17 protein-coding genes are annotated in these 22,518 nt (G+C 67.6%); 10 read left to right on the forward strand and 7 right to left on the reverse strand.

Translation table 11 applies throughout. From position 1 onward, the window contains the following. Positions 1 to 153: 153 nt before the first annotated feature. Positions 154 to 1,176, reverse strand: a complete 1,023-nt coding sequence (locus SX243_00195) for an NAD(P)-dependent alcohol dehydrogenase (protein MDY7091367.1) — start codon at positions 1,174 to 1,176, stop codon at positions 154 to 156. Positions 1,177 to 1,273: 97 nt separating this feature from the next. Next, entirely contained in the window at positions 1,274 to 2,014 is a 741-nt protein-coding gene (gene pyrF / locus SX243_00200; protein MDY7091368.1) for an orotidine-5'-phosphate decarboxylase, read from the reverse strand. Positions 2,015 to 2,207: 193 nt separating this feature from the next. Between pyrF and SX243_00205 the strand changes: the two genes are divergently transcribed. Continuing rightward, the gene (locus tag SX243_00205) at positions 2,208 to 3,122 is read left to right on the forward strand and encodes a hypothetical protein (protein ID MDY7091369.1); all 915 of its coding nucleotides are present in this window, start codon (positions 2,208 to 2,210) and stop codon (positions 3,120 to 3,122) included. Here SX243_00205 and SX243_00210 read toward each other — a convergent pair. Next, a complete protein-coding gene (locus SX243_00210) occupies positions 3,116 to 5,326 on the reverse strand; it encodes an MMPL family transporter (protein ID MDY7091370.1) in 2,211 nt (736 codons plus the stop codon). The two genes, SX243_00205 and SX243_00210, sit on opposite strands and share 7 nt — an antisense overlap. A 234-nt stretch (positions 5,327 to 5,560) precedes the next feature. Here SX243_00210 and SX243_00215 point away from each other — a divergent pair, with 234 nt between their 5' ends. Beyond that, positions 5,561 to 8,827, forward strand: coding sequence for an Rne/Rng family ribonuclease (locus SX243_00215; protein MDY7091371.1), 3,267 nt, complete (start codon positions 5,561 to 5,563; stop codon positions 8,825 to 8,827). A 138-nt stretch (positions 8,828 to 8,965) separates the two neighbouring features. Further along, positions 8,966 to 9,742 (forward strand): TerC family protein, encoded by a 777-nt coding sequence (locus tag SX243_00220; GenBank protein MDY7091372.1) that lies wholly within the window; start codon positions 8,966 to 8,968, stop codon positions 9,740 to 9,742. Here SX243_00220 and SX243_00225 read toward each other — a convergent pair. Further along, positions 9,679 to 11,853 (reverse strand): ATP-dependent DNA helicase RecQ, encoded by a 2,175-nt coding sequence (locus tag SX243_00225; protein ID MDY7091373.1) that lies wholly within the window; start codon positions 11,851 to 11,853, stop codon positions 9,679 to 9,681. The two genes, SX243_00220 and SX243_00225, sit on opposite strands and share 64 nt — an antisense overlap. A 99-nt stretch (positions 11,854 to 11,952) precedes the next feature. After that, complete coding sequence (locus SX243_00230) at positions 11,953 to 13,107, reverse strand: hypothetical protein (protein MDY7091374.1); 1,155 nt, start codon at positions 13,105 to 13,107, stop codon at positions 11,953 to 11,955. 237 nt (positions 13,108 to 13,344) lie between these two features. On the opposite strand from SX243_00230, the gene SX243_00235 reads away from it, so the two are divergent. The 5 genes from SX243_00235 (at position 13,345) to SX243_00255 (ending at position 16,103) form a co-directional block, all read left to right on the forward strand. Continuing rightward, the gene (locus tag SX243_00235; protein MDY7091375.1) at positions 13,345 to 13,707 is read left to right on the forward strand and encodes a hypothetical protein; all 363 of its coding nucleotides are present in this window, start codon (positions 13,345 to 13,347) and stop codon (positions 13,705 to 13,707) included. 23 nt (positions 13,708 to 13,730) lie between these two features. Beyond that, a complete protein-coding gene (locus tag SX243_00240) occupies positions 13,731 to 14,528 on the forward strand; it encodes an SDR family NAD(P)-dependent oxidoreductase (GenBank protein MDY7091376.1) in 798 nt (265 codons plus the stop codon). 4 nt (positions 14,529 to 14,532) lie between these two features. After that, positions 14,533 to 15,231, forward strand: coding sequence for a dipeptidase PepE (pepE, locus tag SX243_00245; protein MDY7091377.1), 699 nt, complete (start codon positions 14,533 to 14,535; stop codon positions 15,229 to 15,231). 181 nt (positions 15,232 to 15,412) lie between these two features. Further along, a complete protein-coding gene (locus SX243_00250; protein ID MDY7091378.1) occupies positions 15,413 to 15,664 on the forward strand; it encodes an MbtH family protein in 252 nt (83 codons plus the stop codon). A gap of 118 nt (positions 15,665 to 15,782) precedes the next feature. After that, positions 15,783 to 16,103 (forward strand): hypothetical protein, encoded by a 321-nt coding sequence (locus SX243_00255; protein MDY7091379.1) that lies wholly within the window; start codon positions 15,783 to 15,785, stop codon positions 16,101 to 16,103. A 192-nt stretch (positions 16,104 to 16,295) separates the two neighbouring features. On the opposite strand, the gene SX243_00260 is transcribed toward SX243_00255, so the two are convergent. Together SX243_00260 and SX243_00265 are read right to left on the reverse strand one after the other, a co-directional pair. Continuing rightward, a complete protein-coding gene (locus SX243_00260) occupies positions 16,296 to 17,546 on the reverse strand; it encodes a kynureninase (protein MDY7091380.1) in 1,251 nt (416 codons plus the stop codon). 10 nt (positions 17,547 to 17,556) lie between these two features. Beyond that, entirely contained in the window at positions 17,557 to 18,342 is a 786-nt protein-coding gene (locus SX243_00265; protein MDY7091381.1) for a tryptophan 2,3-dioxygenase family protein, read from the reverse strand. 221 nt (positions 18,343 to 18,563) lie between these two features. On the opposite strand from SX243_00265, the gene SX243_00270 reads away from it, so the two are divergent. Both SX243_00270 and SX243_00275 read left to right on the forward strand, forming a co-directional pair. Beyond that, entirely contained in the window at positions 18,564 to 20,837 is a 2,274-nt protein-coding gene (locus tag SX243_00270) for an NADP-dependent malic enzyme (GenBank protein ID MDY7091382.1), read from the forward strand. 426 nt (positions 20,838 to 21,263) lie between these two features. Further along, positions 21,264 to 22,502 (forward strand): glycosyltransferase, encoded by a 1,239-nt coding sequence (locus SX243_00275; GenBank protein ID MDY7091383.1) that lies wholly within the window; start codon positions 21,264 to 21,266, stop codon positions 22,500 to 22,502. Positions 22,503 to 22,518: the final 16 nt, after the last annotated feature.

Consider the following 22,518-nt stretch of genomic DNA (forward strand, 5'->3'; position numbering starts at 1 on the left):
CGAGGCGCCCACCGCAGGCGAAAGTCGGAGCGGAAGAACGCGCGGAACTGTTTGAGCGTCAGCGAGTTTTCCGCGCGCCGCTCCGACGCCACTGCCTGCGGTGGCTAGCAGTGCCGAGGCCTGAGCGGATTCAAACTAGGACACTACCGGCAGTCAAAGGTCCGCGAAGTGATTCAGACAGATCTTGCCGAAGTGCTCGCCCCGCCCCATGGTCTCCAGCGCCTCGCGAGTTTCCGCCAGCGGGAAGGTGCGATCCACCACGGGCCGCATCTCGGCGGCGGCGACGGCACGGTTCATCGCCTCGAAGCCGTCCCGATGCCCCACCAGAATGCCCTGGATGCGCACCTGCTGCATCAACAGAGTGGTGACGGCGAGCTCCGTCGCCACGCCGGAGAGCACCCCGATCATGGCGATGCGGCCGCCGAACCGCACCGCCTTGAGGCTCTCGGCCAGGGTCCCGGCGCCGCCCACCTCCACCACCAGGTCGACTCCGCGGCCGTCGGTGAGCTCGCGCACCGCCTTGCCCCACTCCGGGGTCTGGCGGTAGTTGAGGGTCTCGTCGGCGCCGAGCTGGCGCACCCGTTCGAGCTTCTCGTCGCTGGAGGAGGTGATGATCACCCGCGCGCCGGCGAGCTTCGCCAGCTGTAGAGCAAAGATGGAGACGCCGCCGGTGCCGAGGGTGAGCACCGTATCCCCGGGCTGGACATCGCCGTGGGTGAAGAGGGCGCTCCAGGCGGTGAGGCCGGCGCAGGTGAGGGTTGCCGCTTCCTCGTCGGTGAGGTGTTCCGGGACCTTCACCACCCCCTCCTGGTCCAGCACCATGGACTGGGCCAGGGTGCCGTCCAGCGGGCCGCCGAGGGTTGAGCGCAGGCGCTCCGGCGTCGGCTCACCGGCGATCCAGCGCTGGCTGAAGGTGGTGGCCACCCGGTCGCCGACGGCCACCCGGCTCACTCCCTCGCCCACCGCCGTCACCTCGCCGACGCCGTCGGAGCACGGGATCAGCGGCAGCGGCTGACGGGGGTTGTAGTGGCCGCGCACCATCAGCAGGTCGCGATAGTTGAGGGACGCCGCCCGCATCGCCAGCTGCACTTCCCCAGGCCCCGGCTGGGGGTCTGAACGGTCGGCGGCTTGTAGGTTCTCCAGTCCGAAGGCGTCTCGGATCTCCATCACTCGCATGCTGCTGCTCCCTGTCTCGTTCGCTGGCTGATTGGCTCGCTGATTGGCTTGCTGAGCCGCCGGTTGATTCGCTGGGGTGGGTCCGGGGCGGGCCTAGCTAGTCGGCGCCGAAATGCCGGGCGATGCGCTGCTGGATGGCCTCGGCGGCGGCCTTGGGATCCTCGGCGCCGCGGATGGGTCGACCGACGACGATGTAATCCGCCCCCTTCTCGAAGGCTTTCTCCACGTCCACGGTGCGCTTCTGGTCGTCGCTCCTACGACCCTCGCCGGGCCGGATCCCCGGGACCACGATCCTACCCCCCAGCCCGGCCTTGTCGAGCTCGCGGCGAATCGCCGCCGCTTCATGACCCGAGGCCACCACACCGTCGCAGCCGTGCTCGATGGCCCGCCGCGCCCGGGAGCGCACCAGGGTCGGGATGTCGGTCTGGAAGCCCAGATCGTCCATATCCCCCTGGTCGAGGCTGGTGAGCACCGTCACGCCGAGGATCTGAACGTCCCCCTTGGCCTCCGCCGCGGCCTTCAGGATGCCGTCGTTGCCGTGCACCGTGGCGAAGGTCACTCCGCGCCCGTTGAGCTGGCGCACCGCCGAGGCGACGGTCTGGGGGATGTCGAAGAATTTGAGGTCGACGAAGATCTTCTTGCCCCGCCGCCGCAGATCTTCCACCAGCTCGAAGTACCCGCCGGCCATGAAGAGCTCGAGGCCGAGCTTGTAGAACTCCACACTCTCCCCCAACCGCTCCACCCACTCCCGGGCCTCCTCCGGCGTGGCGACGTCGAGGGCGAGGATGAGGCGTTCCCGGGGCGGGATTTGTTGGTGCGAGGCTTCCATGTAGGTCATGACTCCTGCGGCTGGGGGTTAACGGTGGTGACTCTCGCCAGTGTCGATGGCGAGTGTACCCGAGCCGTGGCCCAGCAGTGTCCCCGGTCGGGTCCAAATGCGCTTGCGACCGCCCCGACTCTCATGACAGAGTTCGCTCCATCAACCCCGGGATCGTCCGAGCCGCGAGCCCTGTCCTCGAAAGGAGTCCGTCATGGAACCGACCCTCGAGCAGGTAGAGCAGGCCGTCCTCGGCGTTCAGCATTGGCTCTCCAGCCCCAACATCCAATACATCGGCGCCCGTGAATTCGAGAAAGGCGACTATCGCCTCGAAGTCCACGTGGAGAAGAAGAAGGCCCGCGAGGAGATGGGACCCTCGGACCTCTTCGTGCCGCCGACGGTGGAGCACCACACCCACGACGCCGAGGGTGCGATCCACATCCTCTCCATCCGCACCAAGGTGGTGGAGGTCGGACCCATCCGCCTGGCGGCGCTGGACGAGAAAAAACGGCCGGCTCCCGGCGGCTACAAGATCAGCGTCTCCGAAGGATTCTTCAGCGAAGGGACGGGCACCCTGGGCTGCAACTTGGCCTGGAGCGGCAAGTATCGGTTGCTCACCAACAACCACGTGATCTCCAAGAACGGCAACATCGGCGGCACCGTCTACCAGCCGGAACAGGGCCTCTTCGGCAACAGCCTGACCTCCGTCACCGGCTACATGCCGGTCACCGCCATGGACAGCCGCAACCCTCCGGTCCCGACCTTCAATCGCTACGATTTCGCCTACTGCAACATGACCACCGAGACCGGCGCCACCAATATCTACGGCATCGGACAGCCCACGGGCTACCGCGCTCCCGTCAACGGAGAAAACGTGAAATGGGTGGGCCAGGTCACCGCGGCGGTGCAGACCACCACCATTGCCGGCCTGGTCGGCAGAGCGGTGATTTCCTGGAAGGACTCCACCTGGGCGTTCTTCGACAACGTCATCACCTTCGCCGCCGGCACCGTGGCGCAAGGGGACTCGGGCTCCGCGGTGGTGGGCACGAACGACATGAAGGTCGTGGGGCTGATCTTCGCCACCAACGCCACGGGAGGAGGCTACGCCCTCCGGATCCCGCCCTATTGAGAAGACTTCTCTCCGGGCTCTGTCGTCCCTGCGCCCGCAGCTGCCCCCCGATGCGAGCCGGCCAGCCAGGGTAAGGCGAAGAGGGCGAGGGCGGCAGCCGCCAACGTACCCACCACCACCGCCAAGCCAAAGTTGCGCGTGGGCGGGAAGCTCGACAGGCCGAAGATGCCGAATCCGGCGGCCAGCACCAGGGCGGCGGTGAGGATCGGCGGGGCCATGCGGCGGCGCGCCGCATCCCAAGCCTTCGCCGGCGCGAGCCCGCCCCCCTGCAGCCGGCGGCGGGCGAGGACCAGATGGATCATGCTGTCGATACCCAGGGCGATGGCGACGTTGGCGGCGGGGGATGCGATGACGTCCAGCGGCCGACCGAGCCAGGCGAGGGTGCCGAGGATCAGCACCGGCAGCGCCAGCAGACAGGCGACCATGGCGGCGGCGATGCGCGGACTGCGGGAGATGCCCACGGCGATGAGCAGAAAGAGCCCGGCCAGAGCTCCCAATCCCATCAGCAGGCTGCGCCCCACCAGGGCGGAGAGCTGACCCTGGAGGGCGTAGAGACCACCCACCAGGCGGGGCTCGAGCCCCTCTTCGAGCACCATGCCCTCGAGACGCTGGACCACCTGTTCCCGCGACCTGGGCTCCCGGGAATCGGGCCGCGCCTCCTCGCGCATGCGCAGGAAGACCAACGCCGACTCGCGGTCCGGCGTGACGAAGTTGGACGCCACCTGGTCGTAGGCCGGGCTGTCGAGGATGGCGAGGAGCTGGGGCAGGCCTAGGAAGCGCGCCAACGGTACCTGGCGAGCCTCCTCCAAGAGCACCGCCAGGGACAGGCCGGTGCCCACCGCCGGATCCGCCTCCAGCGCCGCCTGGGCCTGGGCGAGACGGCCGGCGACCTCGGGCTGATCGAATCGGCCGCCGCTGGCGTCCTCCACCACCATCATCAGCGGGCTGGAGCCGCCGCCGCGGTCGAGGGTCGCCAGGCCCTCCCGCAGCTCGCTGCCGGGCGCAAAGTAAGAGAGCAGGCTAGGGTCGGTGTCCAGCCGCGGCAACCCCGCCGCTGCCACCAACGTCAGCAGCCCCAGACCGAGGACCACCCCCCGAGACGCCGCCGGCAACGACCAACGCCCACCGCCCGCCGGCGGCAGTCGCGCCGCCCGCAGGAAGGTGGGATGGCCGGCAAAGGCCACCGCCAAAGCCACGGCGGTGCCGATCATCCCCGCCAGCCCCAGCTCCCGCATGGGCCGGGCGCTGGTGAACAACAGGCTGGCGAAGCCCAAGAAGGTGGTGACGGCGCACCAAAAGGACGCCGGCAGAGTCTCCCGCACCGCCCGGCGAGCCCTTTCCGCTGCGGGTTCGGCGGCGTCGCCGCGGCGGTAGGCAGCGGTCAGGAAGATCAGGTGGGAGAGGGTGAGAACAAAGACGATGGTGGCGAGGTTGGCGGTGAGCAAACCGATGGGCACCGACAGCAACCGCAGCACGCCGAGGGTCAGCGCGCAGGCCAAAGAACACAGCACCAGGGTGCCCGAGACCACCGCCACCGAGCGGAAGACCAACGCCACCGCCAACCCGAAGAGCAGCAGAGAAACCAGACTGAAGGTGCGCAGGTCGCGCACCAGGCGGCGGCGGACCTGCTCCACCACGTAGGGAACGCCGGAGATGGCGGCGCTGTCGAGGGCCGGCTCCTGGGCCACCGCCGCGGCGACCAGCTCCTCCACCGCCGAAACCACCGGTGAAGCGGAGATTTCCTCCTCCAACTCCGCCAAAACCAGACTCCCCGAGGCGCTTGGCGAAGGGGTTCCAGACTCTATTTCACCCCCTGGAATCAGCAATCGGCGCCATAAAGGGCTATTCTTTACCCCCGTGGGGCTCGCCGGACCCGCCGTAAGGCTGTACACTTCCGCTACCCCGGAGGTGGCCGAGAGCCCCTCCGAGAGGCGCCCCACCGCCTCGGCATAGCTCGTCGCCGCCGGATCGCCGGCGAGAAAGACCAGCATTTGAGGGCTCGACGGGAATAGCTCGTCGATGGCCGCCGAGGTGCGAAGCTGGGGATCGTCGGTGGCGAAGAAGAAGTCCGCCTCCACCCGCGGCGATAGATCGAGCCGCGTGATCAGGGCGAGGACCACCGCCACCGCGACCAGGCCCAAGAGCCAGGCTCGGCGTACCGCCCCCCGTGATTCCGGGGTGATGCTGGAGTCGAGCTCATTCATGGAGGATCGTTCGCCGGCCGGCTATCGAAGCCCCCGGCGCCGTCAATTCTACGGCAGCGCGCCTATCTTCCGGTCTCCGTTCGTTCAATGGAAGCCGCAGGGTAGAGCGCCGCCCCTGATCGGTACCACAGCCCAGGAGCCCTCGGGCACGGGCACCCGGCCCGCCGGCGGTAGGCCGCCGCGCAGTAGAGCTGCGCGACCCCCGCCCGGCGGCCAGAGAGAAATGGAGACAACTTGAGCCGAAAAATGCTGATCAACGCGCGGCATAGCGACGAGCTGCGCGTGGCGATCATTGACAACGGAATTCTCGAAGCCTACGAAGTAGAGGCCGCCGAATCCGGCCTCACCCGCGGCAACATCTACCGCGGCGTCGTCGCCAAGATCGAATCCAGTCTCAACGCCGCCTTCATCGACTACGGCGCCGAGCGCCACGGTTTCCTGCCGGGGGACGACATCGTTCCCGATGCCTATCACAAGAAGTACGGCGGCAAGGGCCGCCCCAAGATCGCCGACGTGCTGGAGCGCGGCAAGCCGATCCTGGTGCAGGTCACCAAAGAAGCGGTAGGCCAGAAGGGCGCCGCCCTCACCACCAGCATCAGCCTCGCCGGGCGCTACATGGTGCTCACTCCCTTCGACGACACCCGCGGCGTGTCGCGCAAGGTCGAGGACGACCAGAACCGCAAGCGCCTGCGCGAGCAGATGGGCGGCTTCAACATGCCCGACGGCTGCGGTGCCATCGCCCGCACCAACGCCCAGGATCAGAGCAAGACCAACCTCAACCGCGACCTCAACGCTCTGTTGCGGCTGTGGAAGCGCATCGCCGCCGAGCTCTCCAAGGGCAAGGGGCCGCGCCTGCTCTACAGCGATCAGGACCTGGTGCTGCAGGCCCTGCGGGACTATCTGGACAGCTCCATCGAAGAAGTCCACGTCGACGATGACGACGTGCTCAAGAAGGCCGAGCAATACATGCGCGCCTTCATGCCGCGGGCGCGCACCAAGCTGATCCGCTACGACGGGCGCATCCCGCTCTTCGCCCGCTTCCACCTGGACGAGCAGATCGACCGCATCTACGACCGCACGGTACAGCTTCCCAGCGGCGGCTCCATCGTCATCGACGGCACCGAAGCTCTCACCGCCATCGACGTCAACTCCGGCCGCACCCGCGGCGGCAACAGTCACGAGGACACCGTCGCCCGCACCAACCTGGAAGCCGCCGCGGAGGTCGCCCGCCAGCTGCGCATGCGCGACATCGGCGGCCTGGTGGTGGTGGACTTCATCGACATGCGGCACCGCCGCAACCACCGCAAGGTGGAGAAGGCCCTGCGGGACTCCATGAAGGTGGACCGCGCCCGGGTCTCCATCGGCCGCATCAGCGACAACGGCCTGCTGGAGATCAACCGCCAGCGGATCAAACAAGCACTGCAGCTGCGCACCCACCGCCCCTGCCCTACCTGCAGCGGCAGCGGTACTATCGCCAGCCCCGAGTTCGTCGGCCTGAGCCTGCTGCGGCGCATCGAAGCCCGGGCCGCCGCCGGCGATCTGCGGGCGGTGCGCATCGCCCTGCATCCGGAGCTCGCCGACGGCATCCAAAACAACCGCCGGCGGGAGCTGGCCCAGCTGGAGGCGGAATACGGCATCCGCATCGAGATCGTCGCCGCCACTCATCTGCACCGCTCCGAAGAGCAGGTCGAGTGGAAGCGCGGCCAGGGCTCGAAGAGCGAGGGCACCGCCCCGCCGAGGAGTGCGGTGGCAGCCCTCACCGCCTCGGATCTGATGGACGGCCGCAGCAGTCGACGCCGCGGTCGCTCCCGCCGGTCTGAGGAGGAAGAGGCTTCAAAGGCCGAGAGCGCCGCCGCCAGTGATGGCGCCGCTGACAGTGGCTCCGGCGAAGAGCAGGACGGCGAGGAGAAGAAGCCGCGTCGTCGTCGGCGGCGGCGACGACGGCGGCGGGGGAGCTCCGGCGGAGACGGAGCCGGCAAGGATGCCTCCGGAAGCCAGCAGGAGCAGCAGGGCTCGCAGCAGCGGGATTCCTCCAAGGACAGCGACAAGGCGGACGAAAAAGCTGCCAAGACAAGTCAGGATTCGAAGGACTCGGATCAGGATGGCGACGAGGAGAGCACCGGGCGCCGGCGCCGCCGGCGGCGGCGGGGCCGCTCCGGCAGCACCCGTTCCCGCGGCGGCGAGGACAAGAGCGCGGCCAGCGAGGACGACTCCTCAGCGCAGCAGCGGGACTCTCAGGAGCGTCGCTCCAGGAGCCGCAGCCGTGGCCGCGGGAAGGACCAAGACGACGACAACCGCGGCAACCGCGACACCGGAACCCGTGACAAGGGCAGTCGGGACGCCGGAAACCGCGACACTGGAAACCGCGACAAGGGCACCGGCGGTCGCCGGGGCCGCTCCGGCCGCAGCCGCCGCGAATCCTCCGGCGGCTCGGACCAGCAGCCCCATTGGGATACTCAGCCCACCCAGCGCAAGAAGGGCGGCAACCGGCCCCACGTGGGAATCGCTCCGGTCAAGCCCACCCTTCCGGATCAGCCTCCCTCGGAAGAGCGAATCCGCCAGAAATTCGGCCAGCCCTGGTATCTGAGGCCGGTGGCGGAATCTGCCAAGCAGGAGGAAAGCGCGCAGGAAGAGGGCGGCAAGGAAGAGACCCAGGCCGCCAAGCCGTCCCAGGAGGATTCGGCCCAGGAGGCCGAAGCTCCCAAACCGACCCGGCGACGCCGCAGCACCCGCGCCAAGAAGGACGCGGATGCCGCAGAGGACGCACCCCAGAGCGACGAAGCTCAGGATGCCAAGGAAGCCGAGGCTTCTGAGGAGAAGCCCAAGACCCGGCGACGCCGATCCTCCACCCGTAGCTCCTCTACCAAGGCCACCAAGGCCAAGGACGAAGCTCCGGAAGAGGCCGAAGCCAAGGCCGACACCAAGGCCGACACCCAGGCCGACGACGACGCCGAGGACAAGCCCAAGACCCGGCGACGCCGATCCTCTACCCGTAGCTCCTCTACCAAGGCCACCAAGGCCAAGGAAGAGGCTGCGGAAGAACCTGAGGCCAAGGCCGACACTCAGGCTGACGACGACGCCGAGGACAAACCCAAGACCCGGCGACGCCGATCCTCCACCCGTAGCTCCTCTACCAAGGCCGCCAAGGCCAAGGACGAAGCTCCGGAAGAACCTGAGACCAAGGCCGACACCAAGGCCGACGACGCCGAGGACAAGCCCAAGACCCGGCGACGCCGGTCCTCTACCCGCAGCTCTTCAACCAAGACCACCAAGGCCAAGGAAGAGGCTGCGGAGGAGGCCCAATCGAAGGGTGATGACGAGAACGAGGGCGAGGACAAGCCCAAGACCCGACGGCGCCGGTCCTCAACCCGTAGCTCTTCTACCCGCAGCTCCAAAGCCAAGAAGGAAGCGGAGTCCGCCAAGGACGACGACGCCGAGGACAAGCCCAAGACCCGGCGACGCCGGGGTAGTACTCGGTCGGCCAAGAGCGAGGAAGAGTAGAGAGAAATCCTACGCTCCGGCCTTCCCTCGGCCGGAGCGTAGGGAGCCGTATCGCTCCCGAGGCGCCGAGCCCGGGGCAGCGTAGAGGGCCTATTTGATGGCCTGCAGGAAGGCCCATACGGAGGAGACCCAAGTCCCATGATGGAGCTGTTGACCTCGAGCGAAGCCTGGATCAGCCTGATCACCCTCGCGGCCCTGGAGATCGTCCTGGGCATCGACAACATCGTCTTCATCACCATCCTGGCGGGCAAGCTGCCGCCGGAGAAGCAGCTGCGGGCACGCCGCCTGGGGCTCATCGTGGCCCTGGTCTCGCGCCTGGTGTTGCTGGCCTCCCTGGCGTGGGTGATGAAGCTCAACACCGACCTCTTCACCATCTTCGGGGAAGGCATCTCCGGACGGGATCTGATCCTCATCCTCGGCGGTCTCTTCCTGCTCGCCAAGGCCACTCTCGAGATTTACGACAAGGTCGAAGCCAAGCACCCGGCGGCGGAGGCCGCCGCCGGCGCCTCGGTGAAGACCATGGGAGCGGTGCTGGTCCAGATCACCCTCCTCGATCTGGTCTTCAGTCTCGACTCGGTGATCACCGCCGTGGGCATGGCTGACCACCTCGCCATCATGGCGACGGCGGTAATTCTGGCGGTGATCGTGATGCTGATCTTCGCCGGCCCCATCGGCGACTTCGTCGACCGCCGGCCGAGCATCAAGATCCTCGCCCTGAGCTTCCTGGTGATGATCGGAGTGCTGCTGGTGGCGGAAGGCTTCGACCAGCACCTGAACAAGGGGTATATCTACTTCGGCATGGGCTTCGCCCTGGCCATCGAGATGCTCAACATGCGCTACCGGGCGAATCGCTACGGCGACTCGGAGCCTTCCTCCGGCGATTCCGCCAAGAGCGCCAACAGCGCCTCGCCGTAGCTCTCGACCTTGGCGGGACCAATGCCCTTGACCCGGAGCAGCTGCTCCTCGTCCCGCGGCTGGAGGGCCGCTAGCTGCTCGAGGGTGCTGTCGTGAAAGACCACGTAAGCCGGTAGGCTGCGCCGCCGGGCCTCCTCGCCGCGCCATTCCCGCAGCCGCTCGAAGAGCTCGGCATCCACCGACCCGAGGGCCGGGTCCTCGGAAAGACTGTTGCGGGCGGCGCTGGACGAGGGAACGCGCAGATCCGGCGCCGCCGCAGGGCGGGGTCCGGCGGCGGCGCGCTCCGGCAGCGGCAGGCGAGGCCGGTCACGGCCGTGCATCACCTCCCGGCCAGCGGCGCTGAGGGCGAGAACGAACGCTCCCGGCCGGCCGCCCTCGATGCCCCGACGCTGGACCAAGCCGGCCTCGATGAGAACCCCCAAGAGAGCCTTCGTGCCGTCCTGCCCCAGGGCCGCCAGCTTGCCATAGGTCGGTAGGCGGTCGAGACCGCGCTCCAGCAGCGCCCGGGCACGGCTGCCGGTGAGCATCTGCACCACCTTCTGCATGCCGAAGCGCCCCGACAGGCGGGCTACACCGGAAAGGGCGATGCGCACCTGCAGGAGCTCCTCGTCGGTGGGCTCGCGGCCGCCGGAAAACCGCCAGCCCCGGCACACATCGCAGGTGCCACATTCCTCCACCGCATCCTCGGCACTGGTGCCCGTCCCGTCTGCGCCAGCCCCGCCAGAACCCGCAAAATACCGGTAAATGAACGACGTCCGGCAGCCCCGATGGTCGGCATAGTCGACCATCCAGCGCAGCCGCTGGGAATCCCGACGGGCCTTGGTGCGCTGCGCCGCCAGGTCCACCGGCGGCGGCCCCTGGCCGAGGGGCACCCGCTCCTCGGCGGCGGCCTGGCGCAACAGCCGGGCCGCCGTCGCCGCCGCCATACGGTCCGCCGCGGCGGTGCCGGCGGCGCTCTCGATCTGGGAGTCGTCCCAGCCCTCGCCGAGGGCTGCCCACACGCGGTGAAAAGTCTCGACGTCGGGGTTGGAACCGGAGATGAAGAATTCTTGAGTACGGATGTCCACCGGCGAGTAGAGCAGCGCACAGCGCCCCTCCAAACCGTCGCGGCCGGCGCGGCCGGCCTCCTGGTAGTAGGCTTCGACGCTACCGGGAAGATCCGCGTGGACGACGAAGCGGATATCCGCCTTGTCGATGCCCATGCCGAAGGCGTTGGTGGCGGCGATGGCCTCCAGCTCGCCGCCAAGGAACTCCTCCTGCACCCGCCGTCGCTCGCCGTCGTCGAGACCAGCGTGGTAGCTCGCCGCCTTGAGGCCACGCTGCTCGAGCATGGCCGCCCACAGCTCGACGTTCTTGCGGGTGGAAGCGTAGACGATGCCCGGCGGTCCCATCTCGCGAACGATGCGGTCGAGGGCCCGAGCCTTGCTCACCCGATCCGGACATTCTTCCACCGCCAGGGTGAGATTCGGGCGGGCGAAGCCGGTGACCAGCTCCAGCGGCTCCTCCAGGCTCAGCTGGCGGCCGATGTCCTCCCGTACCTCCGGGGTGGCGGTGGCGGTAAACGCCGCCGCCGGCACCCCCAGCTGACGCCGGAGCTGGCCGAGCCGCCGATAGTCGGGGCGGAAATCGTGGCCCCACTGGCTGATGCAATGGGCCTCGTCCACCACCAGACGGCAAGGATGGGCGCGCTCCAGACCGGCCTGGAAGCGGCGGCTGGCAAGGCGCTCGGGGGCCACGTAGACCAATTTCAACCGCCCCTCCGCCAGGTCCCGCTCCGCCCGCTGGCGCTCGCCGGCGGTCAAGCCGGAGTGGATCGCCGCCGCGGCGACATCGCGCTGGCGCAGAGCATCCACCTGATCCTTCATCAGGGCGATGAGGGGCGAGATCACCACCGTGGTCCCCTCCAGCAGCAGCGCCGGCAGCTGATAGCACAGCGACTTGCCGGCACCGGTGGGCATCACCGCCACCACGTCGCGGCCGTCCAACACCGCCTGGGCGGCCCGCCGCTGACCGGTGCGGAAGGCCCCGTGACCGAAGGTCTCCCGCAGGGCCTGAGCGAGGGGGTCGGATTCGGTGGTGAGGGTGGCTTGGGGGGACTCGGAACGCGCCATGGGGGAGAGTCTATCGGATCGAAAACGAAACGCCGGCCGATGCCTCCAGGGCGTCGGCCGGCGTTGGAACCACTCGTCAACGAGGGTCCGTGGAGACGATCAGCAAGGCGGCAACGCCAGGGCGTCCAGATCGTCGGAGTGGGGCGGGAAGGGCGGATTGCCACCGCCGCCGCGGTTGGTGACAAGACCCAGCGCCTCGGCAGCGACGAAGATCCCTGGGGTGGCAGCGCCGTTCACCGGCGGAATCAGGATGTCACCCTCGGTGATGGGAATGCCGAACACGCTGTCCAGGGCCCCGATGATGGGCGATCCGCGACGCACGGAGAAGAAGAGCATGTCGATGCGGGGGTCGGTCTGCCAGTCGAAGGGCCGCTTCGACGGGCTGAAGAAGCCATCGCCGTTCTCCATCAGCGTCAGGGCGTCCAGATCGTCCTGGGGACCCAGGCCGAGGGCAGCGGCGGGGGCGAAGACGAAGGGAGCCGCGCCGGCCGCCGGGGTCACGATCACGTCACCGGGCAGGAAGCCGTTGGCGGGCGCCGAGCCGAGGTTGGCCGGAGGACCGTCCAGCGGATCGCCCCAGGCGGCGTCCAGGGAGAAGTAGACCGGGAAGGCCGGGGGCACCATGGCCAGCGCATCGAGAGTGTCGCCGGGATCCGGGAAGCCCGGAGTCGGGGGATTGGGCTCGATGAGGCCGATGCCGGGCACCGCCGCCGGCGGAGCCAGACCGTTGCCGTCGAGGGCGATGGTGTTGCCGAAGACCACTGCCGGCCCCACCGGCGCCAGAGGTAGCGGCAGGTTGTCGTACTGATCCGCGCTCGCCTCGGCGGGGCCGAAGACGCCCTCGCTGAAGACGTTGGGAGCCGCCGGGCTACCGGCGATGCCGCCGGCATAGGGGTCTACGGAGAAACGGAAGCCCGGGGCCGAGCCCCAGCCGCCGGCACCGTTGTCGGTGAGAATCAGCACCCGGCCGAAGGACACGGCGTCCAGCTCCGGCAGATTCCAGGTCGGCGGCGGGGCAATGCCCAGGGCCCAGTTGGTGATCGCCACCGTCGGTGCCGGCAGCGGTCCTAGCCCCGGCGCCGGCGCCGTCGGCACCAGGATGTCGCCGGGGCCGATGCCGCCGATGCCGTTGGTGGGGCCTTGGAAGGTGATCGAGAACGACTGGGCGCTGACCGGGGCGGGGGTCAGCGCCAGGCAAACCGCCAGCGCGGTGCCGACCGCCAGAAGGGTTTTCACAGTGAACGGAAGTTTCATCGGTTCTCCTCGTCGATGAATGGATGGAAGTCTGCCCTCGTCGAACAGGAAGACCTGCACAATGGTCTTGACGGAGCAATTAAAACATTCAGTCAGCAGGTATGTGCATAAATACTGGCCAGGCGGGACAAGGCGTGGCGAATCCGGAAACCGAACCCGCCAACGTCCCACGCTGGGGTTGTATAGAATCCGCCACGAAACACCCTTCGCCATCGCCCCATCACAGCGGGAGGACCCATGCCTCAAGTCACCATCGTCTACGGACTCGCTCTCATCGCCCTCGGCCTCATCGGCTATTTCGCCACCGGGGGAATCAGCATCACCGCCCTGATCCCCGCCTTCTTCGGCATCCCCGTTCTCATCGCCGGCTGGATCGCCCGCCGCGAGAGCCTGCTCAAGCACGCCATGCACGCCGCCGCCATGATCGCCCTCCTCGGCTTTCTGGGAACGGTCAGCGGCCTGTGGGCTCTGGTCACCGGCGGTGCTCCCGATGCGGCCACCCTCTCGAGAGCCACCATGGCGGTGCTGTCGGCGATCTTCGTGGCGCTGTGCGTGCGCTCCTTCATTCAGGTACGGCGCGAGCGCGAGGCCGGCAACTGAGCGTTCTCAACGGTCAGGTCGCGGTGATCACCGGTGCCTCTTCCGGCATCGGTGAGGCCCTGGCGCGGGAGCTTGCCCGCCGGGGGGTCGCGGTGGGCCTCTTGGCCCGGCGGCGGGAACGCCTGGAACAGCTCTCGGGAGAGCTCGAGCAAGCGGGCCACCGAGCCGCTTTCGCCGTCGCCGACGTGCTGGACGGCGAAGCCCTGCACCAGGCTCTCGACCAGCTGGAGGCAGAGCTGGGACCGGTGACCCTGGCGGTGGCCAACGCCGGCTTCGGCCGCCCCGAGCCGCCCCACCGCTTCAAGCCCGGACGCGCCGCCAACACCTACGACGTCAACTTCTTCGGCATGCTGCGCCTCATCGATTGGGCGCTACCCCGCTTCCTGGAGCGCGGCGGCGGTCACCTGGCGGGGGTCGCCTCGGTGGCCTCCTTCTTCGGCCTGCCGGACACCGCCGCCTACTGTGGCTCCAAGGCCGCCATGCGGGTGCACCTGCAAAGCCTTCGCCTATCGCTGCGCCGCCACGGCATCGCCGTCTCCACTATTTGCCCCGGCTTCGTGGTCAGCGAGCTCACCGACCAAAACGAGTTCCCCATGCCCTTCCTGTGGCCCACGGAGCGCGCCGCCCGGCGCATCGCCTCCGCCCTAGAGAAGCGCGCCGGAGAGGTTGTCTTTCCCTGGCAGATGCGCCTGTTCATGGGCGCCCTGACCCGGCTGCCGACCTCCTGGGGAGAAGCTCTGGTACGGCGTTCGATGCCCCCGGCGCGCAAGCGAGACCCAGAACCCAAGGAAAGCCCAGGGCGCACAGAACGAGGAGAGTGATTTGATGCGGAAGATCCTACTGGTCAGCAGCTCGCGGGTTCACGGTACCGGCTACCTCGACCACTGCGAAGCGCAGATGCAGCGCCTTTTCGACGGCGTCAACCGAGTGCTCTTCGTGCCCTTCGCCCAGGTCGACGTCGACGGCTACGAACAACTGGCGGCGGAGCGGTTCGCGGCCCTCGGCCTGGAGCTCACCTCCGTCCACCGGGCGGCGGATCCGGCGGCGGCGGTGGCGGCGGGCGAGGCGGTTTTCATCGGCGGCGGCAACACCTTCCTGCTCTTGACCCGCATGATCGAGCACGGCCTGGTGACGCCACTGGCCCGACGGGTGGCGGAGGGTATGCCGTACATGGGTACCAGCGCCGGCTCCAATGTCGCCGGGGTGAGCATCATGACCACCAACGACATGCCCATCATCTACCCACCCACCTTCGACGCCCTGGGGTTGGTGCCGTTCAATCTCAATCCCCACTATCTGGATCCGGACCCCGACAGCCAGCACATGGGAGAGACTCGGGAGACCCGAATTCGCGAATTCCACCAACTCAACGACACTCTGGTCGTAGGAATCCGTGAGGGCAGCATGGTGCGCGTCGAAGGCGACCGGGCGGAGCTCATCGGAGCCCCCGGGGGCAGGCTCTTCCGGCGGGATCAGGCGCCCGAGGAACGGCAGGCTGGGGATATTTCAGAAATCTTGGGTTAACTAGGGTACGGGCGAGTTGATAGAGTCTTGTCCCGATCCGCCCTGACGGTGACACTATAGTGCCTGGCGGAGTCTTGTGGCTGGATCCGTTACCGGCGGCAGTCTCCAGAGCACTTCCGGACGTCCGGGACGCTTCGCAGCCGATAGCCGGACCGAGACTAAAGACCTCAAGGAGTCGACCATGAGCTGGGACGAAGAAGACGATCAAACTACGTACAAGGTGGTCATCAACCACGAAGAGCAGTATTCCATCTGGCCCGACGACCGGGAGAATCCCCTCGGCTGGCACGATGTGGGCAAGAGCGGCACCAAGCAAGAGTGCCTGGACCACATCGAGGAGGTGTGGACCGACATGCGCCCACTGAGCCTGCGCAAGAAGATGGAAGAGGACGAGAAGCGGCGTCAGGCGGAGGCCGGCGAGCAGCCGAGCTGAATCCCCGACCGCCGGTCAGCTTCCGAGCTGCCTGTTCGAGAGCGATTGACCCCGTGAGCCGAGACAACCCGGCCGGGCTCGAAGAGTGCCCGGCTATCGACCGTAGAAGGTGTCCGAAATGGCCGAGATGAGAAAGTACAGCAAGGCGTACTACCTGAAGGAGTTGCGCGCCTTCCCCAACTGGCAGGAGAAGGATCGCGAGGACAAGGACGAGCTCAACGACGAGAGCATCGTCTACCTCCAGGACAACTTCACCGTGGTGAAGGATGTCTTCGACTCCGAGGACTACATCTTCGACTCCGTCGACGACGAGTGGAAGAAGTTCTGCAAGGAGAGCTTGGAGTTCGAGATTCCCGAGGACCTGCGCTACGCCTATGAGGAGGACGACTCCGAAGGCAATGGCGACGGCGCCTCCGAAGGCGATTCCGACGCCAACTGACCTCTCCCCTGTCCGCCCCAAGCTCCTAGGCTGGGCGCCGTCCTCGAAGTAGCTTCGAGAGGTCGGGCCCCCGGCCCCGGGCTGTCCGAATTCCCCCTCCAGCCGGCACCCTGACCGCGGTCTTCTCAACAAGACCGCCGGGGTGTCGTGTAGCCCATGCCCGCCCGCCGTCGCAGCTGCCCTCTGTCGCAGCTAAGCGAGACCGCCCACAGCCTCCCCCAGATGAGCAACCGCTTCCCGCAGCTGGTCGTCGGTGAGATAGGGCGCCGGCCCGAGGCGTAGAACATCGCGCCGATAGTCCGCCAGCACCCCGGCCCGCCGAAGGGCCGCACAGAGCTCCCCGGCGGCGGGAGATTGCAGGGCCAAGAAGCCTCCCAACGCCGAGAGCGGCACGGACCGATCCCGGGTGAGCAATTCCGGGGGTAGGTCCAAGGCGTCGACCTCCGACGCCAGCAGGCCCACCTGGTGCTGGCTGACCTCGCGGAGAAATTCCGGCGTCAACCCGCGATGGCGGAAGAAGTCGAAAACCTCCGCGGCCCGATAGTGGCTGGTGGGGTCGTAGGTCGAGCCGGCGAAGAGGTCGGCTCCCTCCCCGTAGGTCACCTGCCCCTCCGGCCCGGAGGCGGTGAGAGCGCTGAATTCGCTGAACCAGCCGGTGATCACCGGCCGCAACTCGCGCCCCGAGGCCGCCGGCGGCGGAAAGCGCAAGAAGCAGTTGCCCTCTCCCAGCTGGCAGTATTTGTAGCCCCCTCCGACCACGAAGGCGTCCTCCAACCCCAGCTTGGAGAGCGGAAAGGGCATGGCCCCCAGGGCGTGGTAGACGTCCACCAACAGCTCCACCCCCCGCTGCCGGCAGGCGGCGGCGAGCTCTCCCAGCCCCTCGACCCGATGGGCGTTGCGGAAGAGTACCGCCGAGACCAGCACCGCGGCGGTGCGATCGTCGAGCTCCTCCATCAGCCGCGGCACCACCTCCGACGCCACCGCCGAAGATACTCGCCGCACCTCCAGCCAGCCATCCTCCTCGAGCCGCGCCAGCTGACGGCGGATGGTGTGGAATTCGCCGTCGGTGGTCAGCAGGCGGGGGCGCTGACGTAGGGGCAGGGCGGAGAGAAAGCGCACCAGCAGCTCGTGGGTGTTGGCCCCCAGGGCGTAGAGGCCCGTGTCGTCCTCCATCAACTCGGCGAACCCTCGACGCACCCGATCCGCCTGCTCGAAGGCGCGGGACCATTTCTCGTCCACCAACTCCGCAGCGTCGAGCCACGCCCGCTGCTGCCCCTCGAAGGCGCAGTCGGGCCAGGCCTGGTGGGAGTGGCCGGTGAGGAGCAGCCGCCGGGCGACCTGAAAGCGCGAGTAATCCGGAGCCAAGGCGTTGGGATTCGAGTACAGCTGCGGCGCGGTCACGATGCCGCCGGCGCCCCCTTTTTCGAGCTCGGATGGGCTCATAGAAGCTCCTTTACAAATCGGTACGGATCGCCCAGAGATCCGGGAACAAAGGCTGGAAGATGGTGGTGCGCAGGTAGTCCGCGCCGGAGGAGCCACCGGTGCCGCGCTTGAAGCCGATGGTGCGCTCGACCATCTTGACGTGGCGGTAGCGCCATTCCTGGAGCCCTTCGTCCAGGTCCACCATGCGCTCGCAGACCTCTCGCACCGCGTCGTCGTGGCGGTAGGCCCGGATCAGCTCCCGCTGGACCTCCGGCGATGGCTCGGTGGAGGTCTCTTGAACGCCGTCCGCCAGCTCCGTGGGGATCTCATAATCGTGATGGCGCAGATAGCGCAGGAAGCTCTGCCACAGGCTGCGACCTTCCAGCGCCTGCTGCAGGCGGCTCTGTTCTCCCTGCTCCTCCTCGTAGTGGCGCATCATCCCCTTGCGCCGATGCCCCAGGAGGAACTCCATCTCGCGGAACTGCGCCGACTGGAAGCCGCTGGCGTTGTCGATGCGCGAACGGAAGGAGAGAAAGGAGACCGGGGTCATGGTCTCCAGCACGTCCACCTGCGCCACCAGGGTCTTGAAGATGGTGAGGATGCGTTTGAAAGTGGCCGAGATGCGCGGTACGTCATCGGCCTCCAGGGCACCCTGCAACCACTCCAGCTCGTGGAGGACCTGCTTGAACCACAGCTCGTAGACCTGGTGGATGATGATGAACAGGGTTTCGTCGTGCTCTTCAGGATCACTGGACAGCGGCCGCTGGAGCTCCAGGAGTTGCTCCAGCTTCAGATATTCACCGTAGGTCAGGCTCAAGGCTGCTTCCTTTGCATGCGGGCCGGCGGTCGGCTCTTGGAGCGTGGGCCGGCGGTCCGTGATTCGGGGTTCGGGGTCGAAGGCCGAGGACTTCCAAACGAGGCTACGTCATCCCCGGTGGGCGGTCAATTTCCACCGGTGGTGGGAGTCGTGGCCTGGTTGGAAGTCGCTCGAGCCTCGAGAGAAGCAACCACGGCCCCCGTCGCTGTAGACTCAGGGTCATGAAACCACCAGATCGGGACGACGCCCTCGAATATCACTCCCGGGGAAGGAAGGGGAAGATCGAAGTCATCCCCACCAAGCCCACCACCACCCAGCGGGACCTCTCTCTGGCCTACACCCCAGGGGTGGCGGTGCCCTGCGAGGAGATCCGCGAGGACCCCCTCAAGGCCTTCGAGTACACCGCCAGGGGCAACCTGGTGGCGGTGATCACCAACGGCACCGCGGTGCTCGGCCTGGGCAATATCGGTGCCCTGGCGGGCAAACCGGTGATGGAGGGCAAGGGCGTTCTGTTCAAGCGCTTCGCCGACATCGACGTCTTCGACCTGGAGGTGGCCACCGAGGACGTGGAGGAGATGATCCGCACCGTCGAGCTCCTGGAGCCCACCTTCGGCGGCATCAACCTGGAAGACATCCGCGCTCCCGAGTGCTTCGAGATCGAGCGCCGGCTCAAGGAGAGCCTGGACATCCCGGTCTTCCACGACGACCAGCACGGCACCGCCATCATCTCCGGTGCCGCCCTGGTCAACGCCTTGGAGCTGGTGGGCAAGAAGATCGAGGACGTGCGCATGGTCTTCTCCGGCGCCGGCGCCGCCGCCATCGGCTGCCTGCGCCTCTACCTGCGCATGGGGCTGCGGCGGGAGAACGCCATCCTGTGCGACAGCCGCGGCGTGGTGCACACCGCGCGCGAGGACGAGCTGCCGCCCCACAAACAGGAGTTCGCCGTCGACACCGATCTGCGCACCCTGGCGGACGCCATGAAGGGCGCCGACGTCTTCGTGGGGGTCTCGGTGGGAGGCATCGTCAGCCAGGAGATGGTGCGCTCCATGGCCGACGAGCCCATCGTCTTCGCCATGGCCAACCCGACGCCGGAGATCGGCTACGAGGACGCCCAAGCCGCCCGCGACGACGTCATCATGGCCACCGGCCGCAGCGACTTTCCCAACCAGGTGAACAATGTGCTGGGCTTCCCCTTCATCTTCCGCGGCGCTCTCGACGTGCGCGCCCGGGAGATCAACGACGCGATGGTCCTCGCCGCCGTACGGGCGCTGGCGGAGCTCGCCCGGGAGGATGTGCCGGACTCGGTGCTCAAGGCCTACGGGCTCGAACGACTGCGTTTCGGCCCGGAGTACCTGATCCCCAAGCCCTTCGATTTCCGAGTGCTGCTACGGGTGGCACCGGCGGTGGCGCAAGCAGCGGTGGAGTCCGGCGTCGCCCGCCACTCCATCGACGACATGGAAGCCTACGTGCGCAGCTTGGAAGTCCTGGTGTCCCGGCGCCTCGAGCTGATGCGGGATCTGCTGGACCGCGCCAAGCGGGATCCCAAGCGGGTGGTCTTTCCCGAGGGCGAGCACGAGAAGATCCTGCGCACCGCCAAGATCCTGGTGGACCGCGGCATCGCCCATCCGGTGCTGCTGGCCCGGCGGGAGAAGATCGCCCAGCGCATGAAGGAGCTGGAGATCCCCGAGGACCAGGTGACCATCGTCCACAACCTGGAGTCGGAGAAATTCGAGCAATACGCCGAAGCTCTGCACCAGCGCCGGCGCCGCGACGGCATGTCCCTGGAGGACGCTCAGCGGCGGCTGCGCTCACGCAACTTCTTCGGTCCCATGATGGTGGCCCAGGGGGATGCCGACGGGCTGATTTCCGGCCTCACCCAGGACTACGCCGCCACCATCCGGCCGGCGCTCCAATGCCTGGGGGTCGAGGAGGGCGTGCGGCGGGTCGCCGGCGCCTACATTCTGATTCTCGAGAACCGACTCATCTTCCTCGCCGACACCACCGTCAACATCGACCCGAAGCCCGAAGAGCTGGCGGAGATCGCTGCCCTCACCGCCCGCTTCGCCGCCCGCTTCGACATCACGCCGCGGGTGGCCATGCTCTCCTTCTCCAACTTCGGCTCCAACCGCCACCCATCGGCGCGCAAGGTGCGCCAGGCGGTGGAGATCGCCAAGGAGCGCTGGCCGGACCTGGAGATCGACGGCGAGATGCAGGCGGATACGGCGGTGGTGGAATCGATCCTCCAGGACCGCTACTCCTGGTGCGATCTCAAAGGTCCCGCCAATGTCCTCATCTGCCCGGAGCTGCAGAGCGCCAACATCGCCTACAAGCTGATCTGGCGCCTGGCCGATGCCGAGGCCATCGGCCCGGTGCTGCTGGGCATGGACAAGCCGGTCCACGTCCTGCAGCGGGGAGTGGAGGTCACCGACATCGTGAATATGACCGCCATCTGCGTGGTGGACGCCCAGGAAGCGGAGCACCAACGGCGGCGCTAGACCGAACCCCGGGGCCGCTGCGGCCTCCCCGTCCGAAGCCTCCTTGGCGCGCCTCAGCTGGCAGGCTATTGCCACAGCCCCCTCTTGCGCCTATACTCAATCTTTCATGGATTGTGACTGTTGTCGCAACAATGATTTGATTGTGTGTGGAGAGGCTCGGAAGTGCCCAATGTCGTTCTGAGTACCGGCCCTATGCAGCGCTGGCCCCTCGCAAGTCTCTGTTCTGAGAGGCTTTAGCTTCCCTACCTCGCCGCCGACGATTTTCCAGGCGCGGCTCTTCCTACGATCCGGCGGATTTTTGCCGATCGCCTGCAACCTCCTTGGGTCTCTGTTCGTATAAACATGGCCATGGGGGCACTCTATGCAATGCTGTGAATTCATTTCCCGTGTCGTCCACGAGTCGCTAGTCCCGGGAGCTGGGAGTCGATGAGCTCGACTTCGGCAGCCGACGCCCCCCGCTCTCCCGCGCTGGGACCGTCCCCGACACCGGAGATCTCGGTCGTCCTGGCCTGCTTCGACCAAACTCGCGAGCTCGAGCTGACGCTGCTGTCCTTTCTACGGCAGGATTTTCCCCAAGATCGCTACGAGCTCATCGTGGTGGACGACCACTCCCCGGACCACAGCGCCCGGAAGGTGGTGGCGAGGCTGCGCCACAGCTTCCCGGATGCCTCCATCCACTACCTCCGCCAGCATCGCCAGGACGGCGGTGAGTATTTCTCCTCGGCGCTGGTCAAGAACCTCGGCACCCGCCTCGCCCGCGGCCGCTACGTTTGGTTCAACAACGCCGAGATCGTCCAGGCCGGGGAGAGTCTGCAATACGTTTCCCAGCAGCATCGGGAGGAGCCAGGGCCTCTGTGTCTCCGGGGCCGGGTCATCGATCTGCCCTTCGAGCAGCTGTGGGGCAAGACCCAGGCGGAGCTCGACTCCCTCCACGATGCCACCGACCGTGGCCGCGAGCGGGTCGCCACCGCCGACCACGCGGGCCTCGCCTCCATGCGCCGGGACATCCTTGTGGCCCTGGGCGGCAACGACGAGCGCTTCGACCACTGGGGCAAAGAGGACCTGGACCTGGCCGCGCGGCTCAAGCGCGTCGGGGTGACCTACCGCTACGACGAAGAGGTCAAGTCCTTCCACATCTCCCATCCGCCCAATCACGTCAAGGGCCCGGACTACGACCGCATGTGCCGCCTGCTGGAGGAGAACAACTCCCGCGAGGTGGTGGAGGTCAACCGGGGATACCTGTGGGGCGAGCGCACCCTGGCGCCGGCGGAGAGCTTCGACGGCACGCTGATCCTGGCCGCCGGCGACGGCACCGAGGACGACCTAGGCGATCTGGAACAGCGCCTGGAGACCGCCCTCTACGGCGACGGCGGCGAGCGCTGCGAGGTGCTGGTGGCCTGTCTCGACGAGCACCGGCCGGCGGTGGAAGAGCGCCTCGAGCAGCGCTTCCTGGCGGTGCCCTGCATCGCCCTTGCGGGAGCCGATACCGCCGACGACGCCCGCCGTACCCTGGCTCGGATTCGCACCGAGAGCGCCGCCCTATGGCTTCCCAAGGCCTCCGATCCCCGGCCGGCCTGGCACCCGATCCCCGCCGTCGCGAAGCAGCTGGAGGCCTGGCTGGACCGATCCACTCATCCCAATGAAGCCCTGGCGGCCGCCGAGTGAACCCGGAGGGACCCCC

It is taken from the genome of Acidobacteriota bacterium (genome assembly GCA_034211275.1).
GTDB lineage: Bacteria > Acidobacteriota > Thermoanaerobaculia > Multivoradales > JAHZIX01 > JAGQSE01.

Excerpts from the sequence above, each read along its gene's own strand:
- SX243_00195 (MDY7091367.1), bottom strand. The coding sequence starts at position 1,176 with ATGCGAGTGATGGAGATCCGAGACGCCTTCGGACTGGAGAACCTACAA.
- pyrF (MDY7091368.1), bottom strand. The coding sequence starts at position 2,014 with ATGACCTACATGGAAGCCTCGCACCAACAAATCCCGCCCCGGGAACGC.
- SX243_00205 (MDY7091369.1), top strand. The coding sequence starts at position 2,208 with ATGGAACCGACCCTCGAGCAGGTAGAGCAGGCCGTCCTCGGCGTTCAG.
- SX243_00210 (MDY7091370.1), bottom strand. The coding sequence starts at position 5,326 with ATGAATGAGCTCGACTCCAGCATCACCCCGGAATCACGGGGGGCGGTA.
- SX243_00220 (MDY7091372.1), top strand. The coding sequence starts at position 8,966 with ATGATGGAGCTGTTGACCTCGAGCGAAGCCTGGATCAGCCTGATCACC.
- SX243_00225 (MDY7091373.1), bottom strand. The coding sequence starts at position 11,853 with ATGGCGCGTTCCGAGTCCCCCCAAGCCACCCTCACCACCGAATCCGAC.
- SX243_00230 (MDY7091374.1), bottom strand. The coding sequence starts at position 13,107 with ATGAAACTTCCGTTCACTGTGAAAACCCTTCTGGCGGTCGGCACCGCG.
- SX243_00235 (MDY7091375.1), top strand. The coding sequence starts at position 13,345 with ATGCCTCAAGTCACCATCGTCTACGGACTCGCTCTCATCGCCCTCGGC.
- pepE (MDY7091377.1), top strand. The coding sequence starts at position 14,533 with ATGCGGAAGATCCTACTGGTCAGCAGCTCGCGGGTTCACGGTACCGGC.
- SX243_00250 (MDY7091378.1), top strand. The coding sequence starts at position 15,413 with ATGAGCTGGGACGAAGAAGACGATCAAACTACGTACAAGGTGGTCATC.
- SX243_00255 (MDY7091379.1), top strand. The coding sequence starts at position 15,783 with ATGGCCGAGATGAGAAAGTACAGCAAGGCGTACTACCTGAAGGAGTTG.
- SX243_00260 (MDY7091380.1), bottom strand. The coding sequence starts at position 17,546 with ATGAGCCCATCCGAGCTCGAAAAAGGGGGCGCCGGCGGCATCGTGACC.
- SX243_00270 (MDY7091382.1), top strand. The coding sequence starts at position 18,564 with ATGAAACCACCAGATCGGGACGACGCCCTCGAATATCACTCCCGGGGA.
- SX243_00275 (MDY7091383.1), top strand. The coding sequence starts at position 21,264 with ATGAGCTCGACTTCGGCAGCCGACGCCCCCCGCTCTCCCGCGCTGGGA.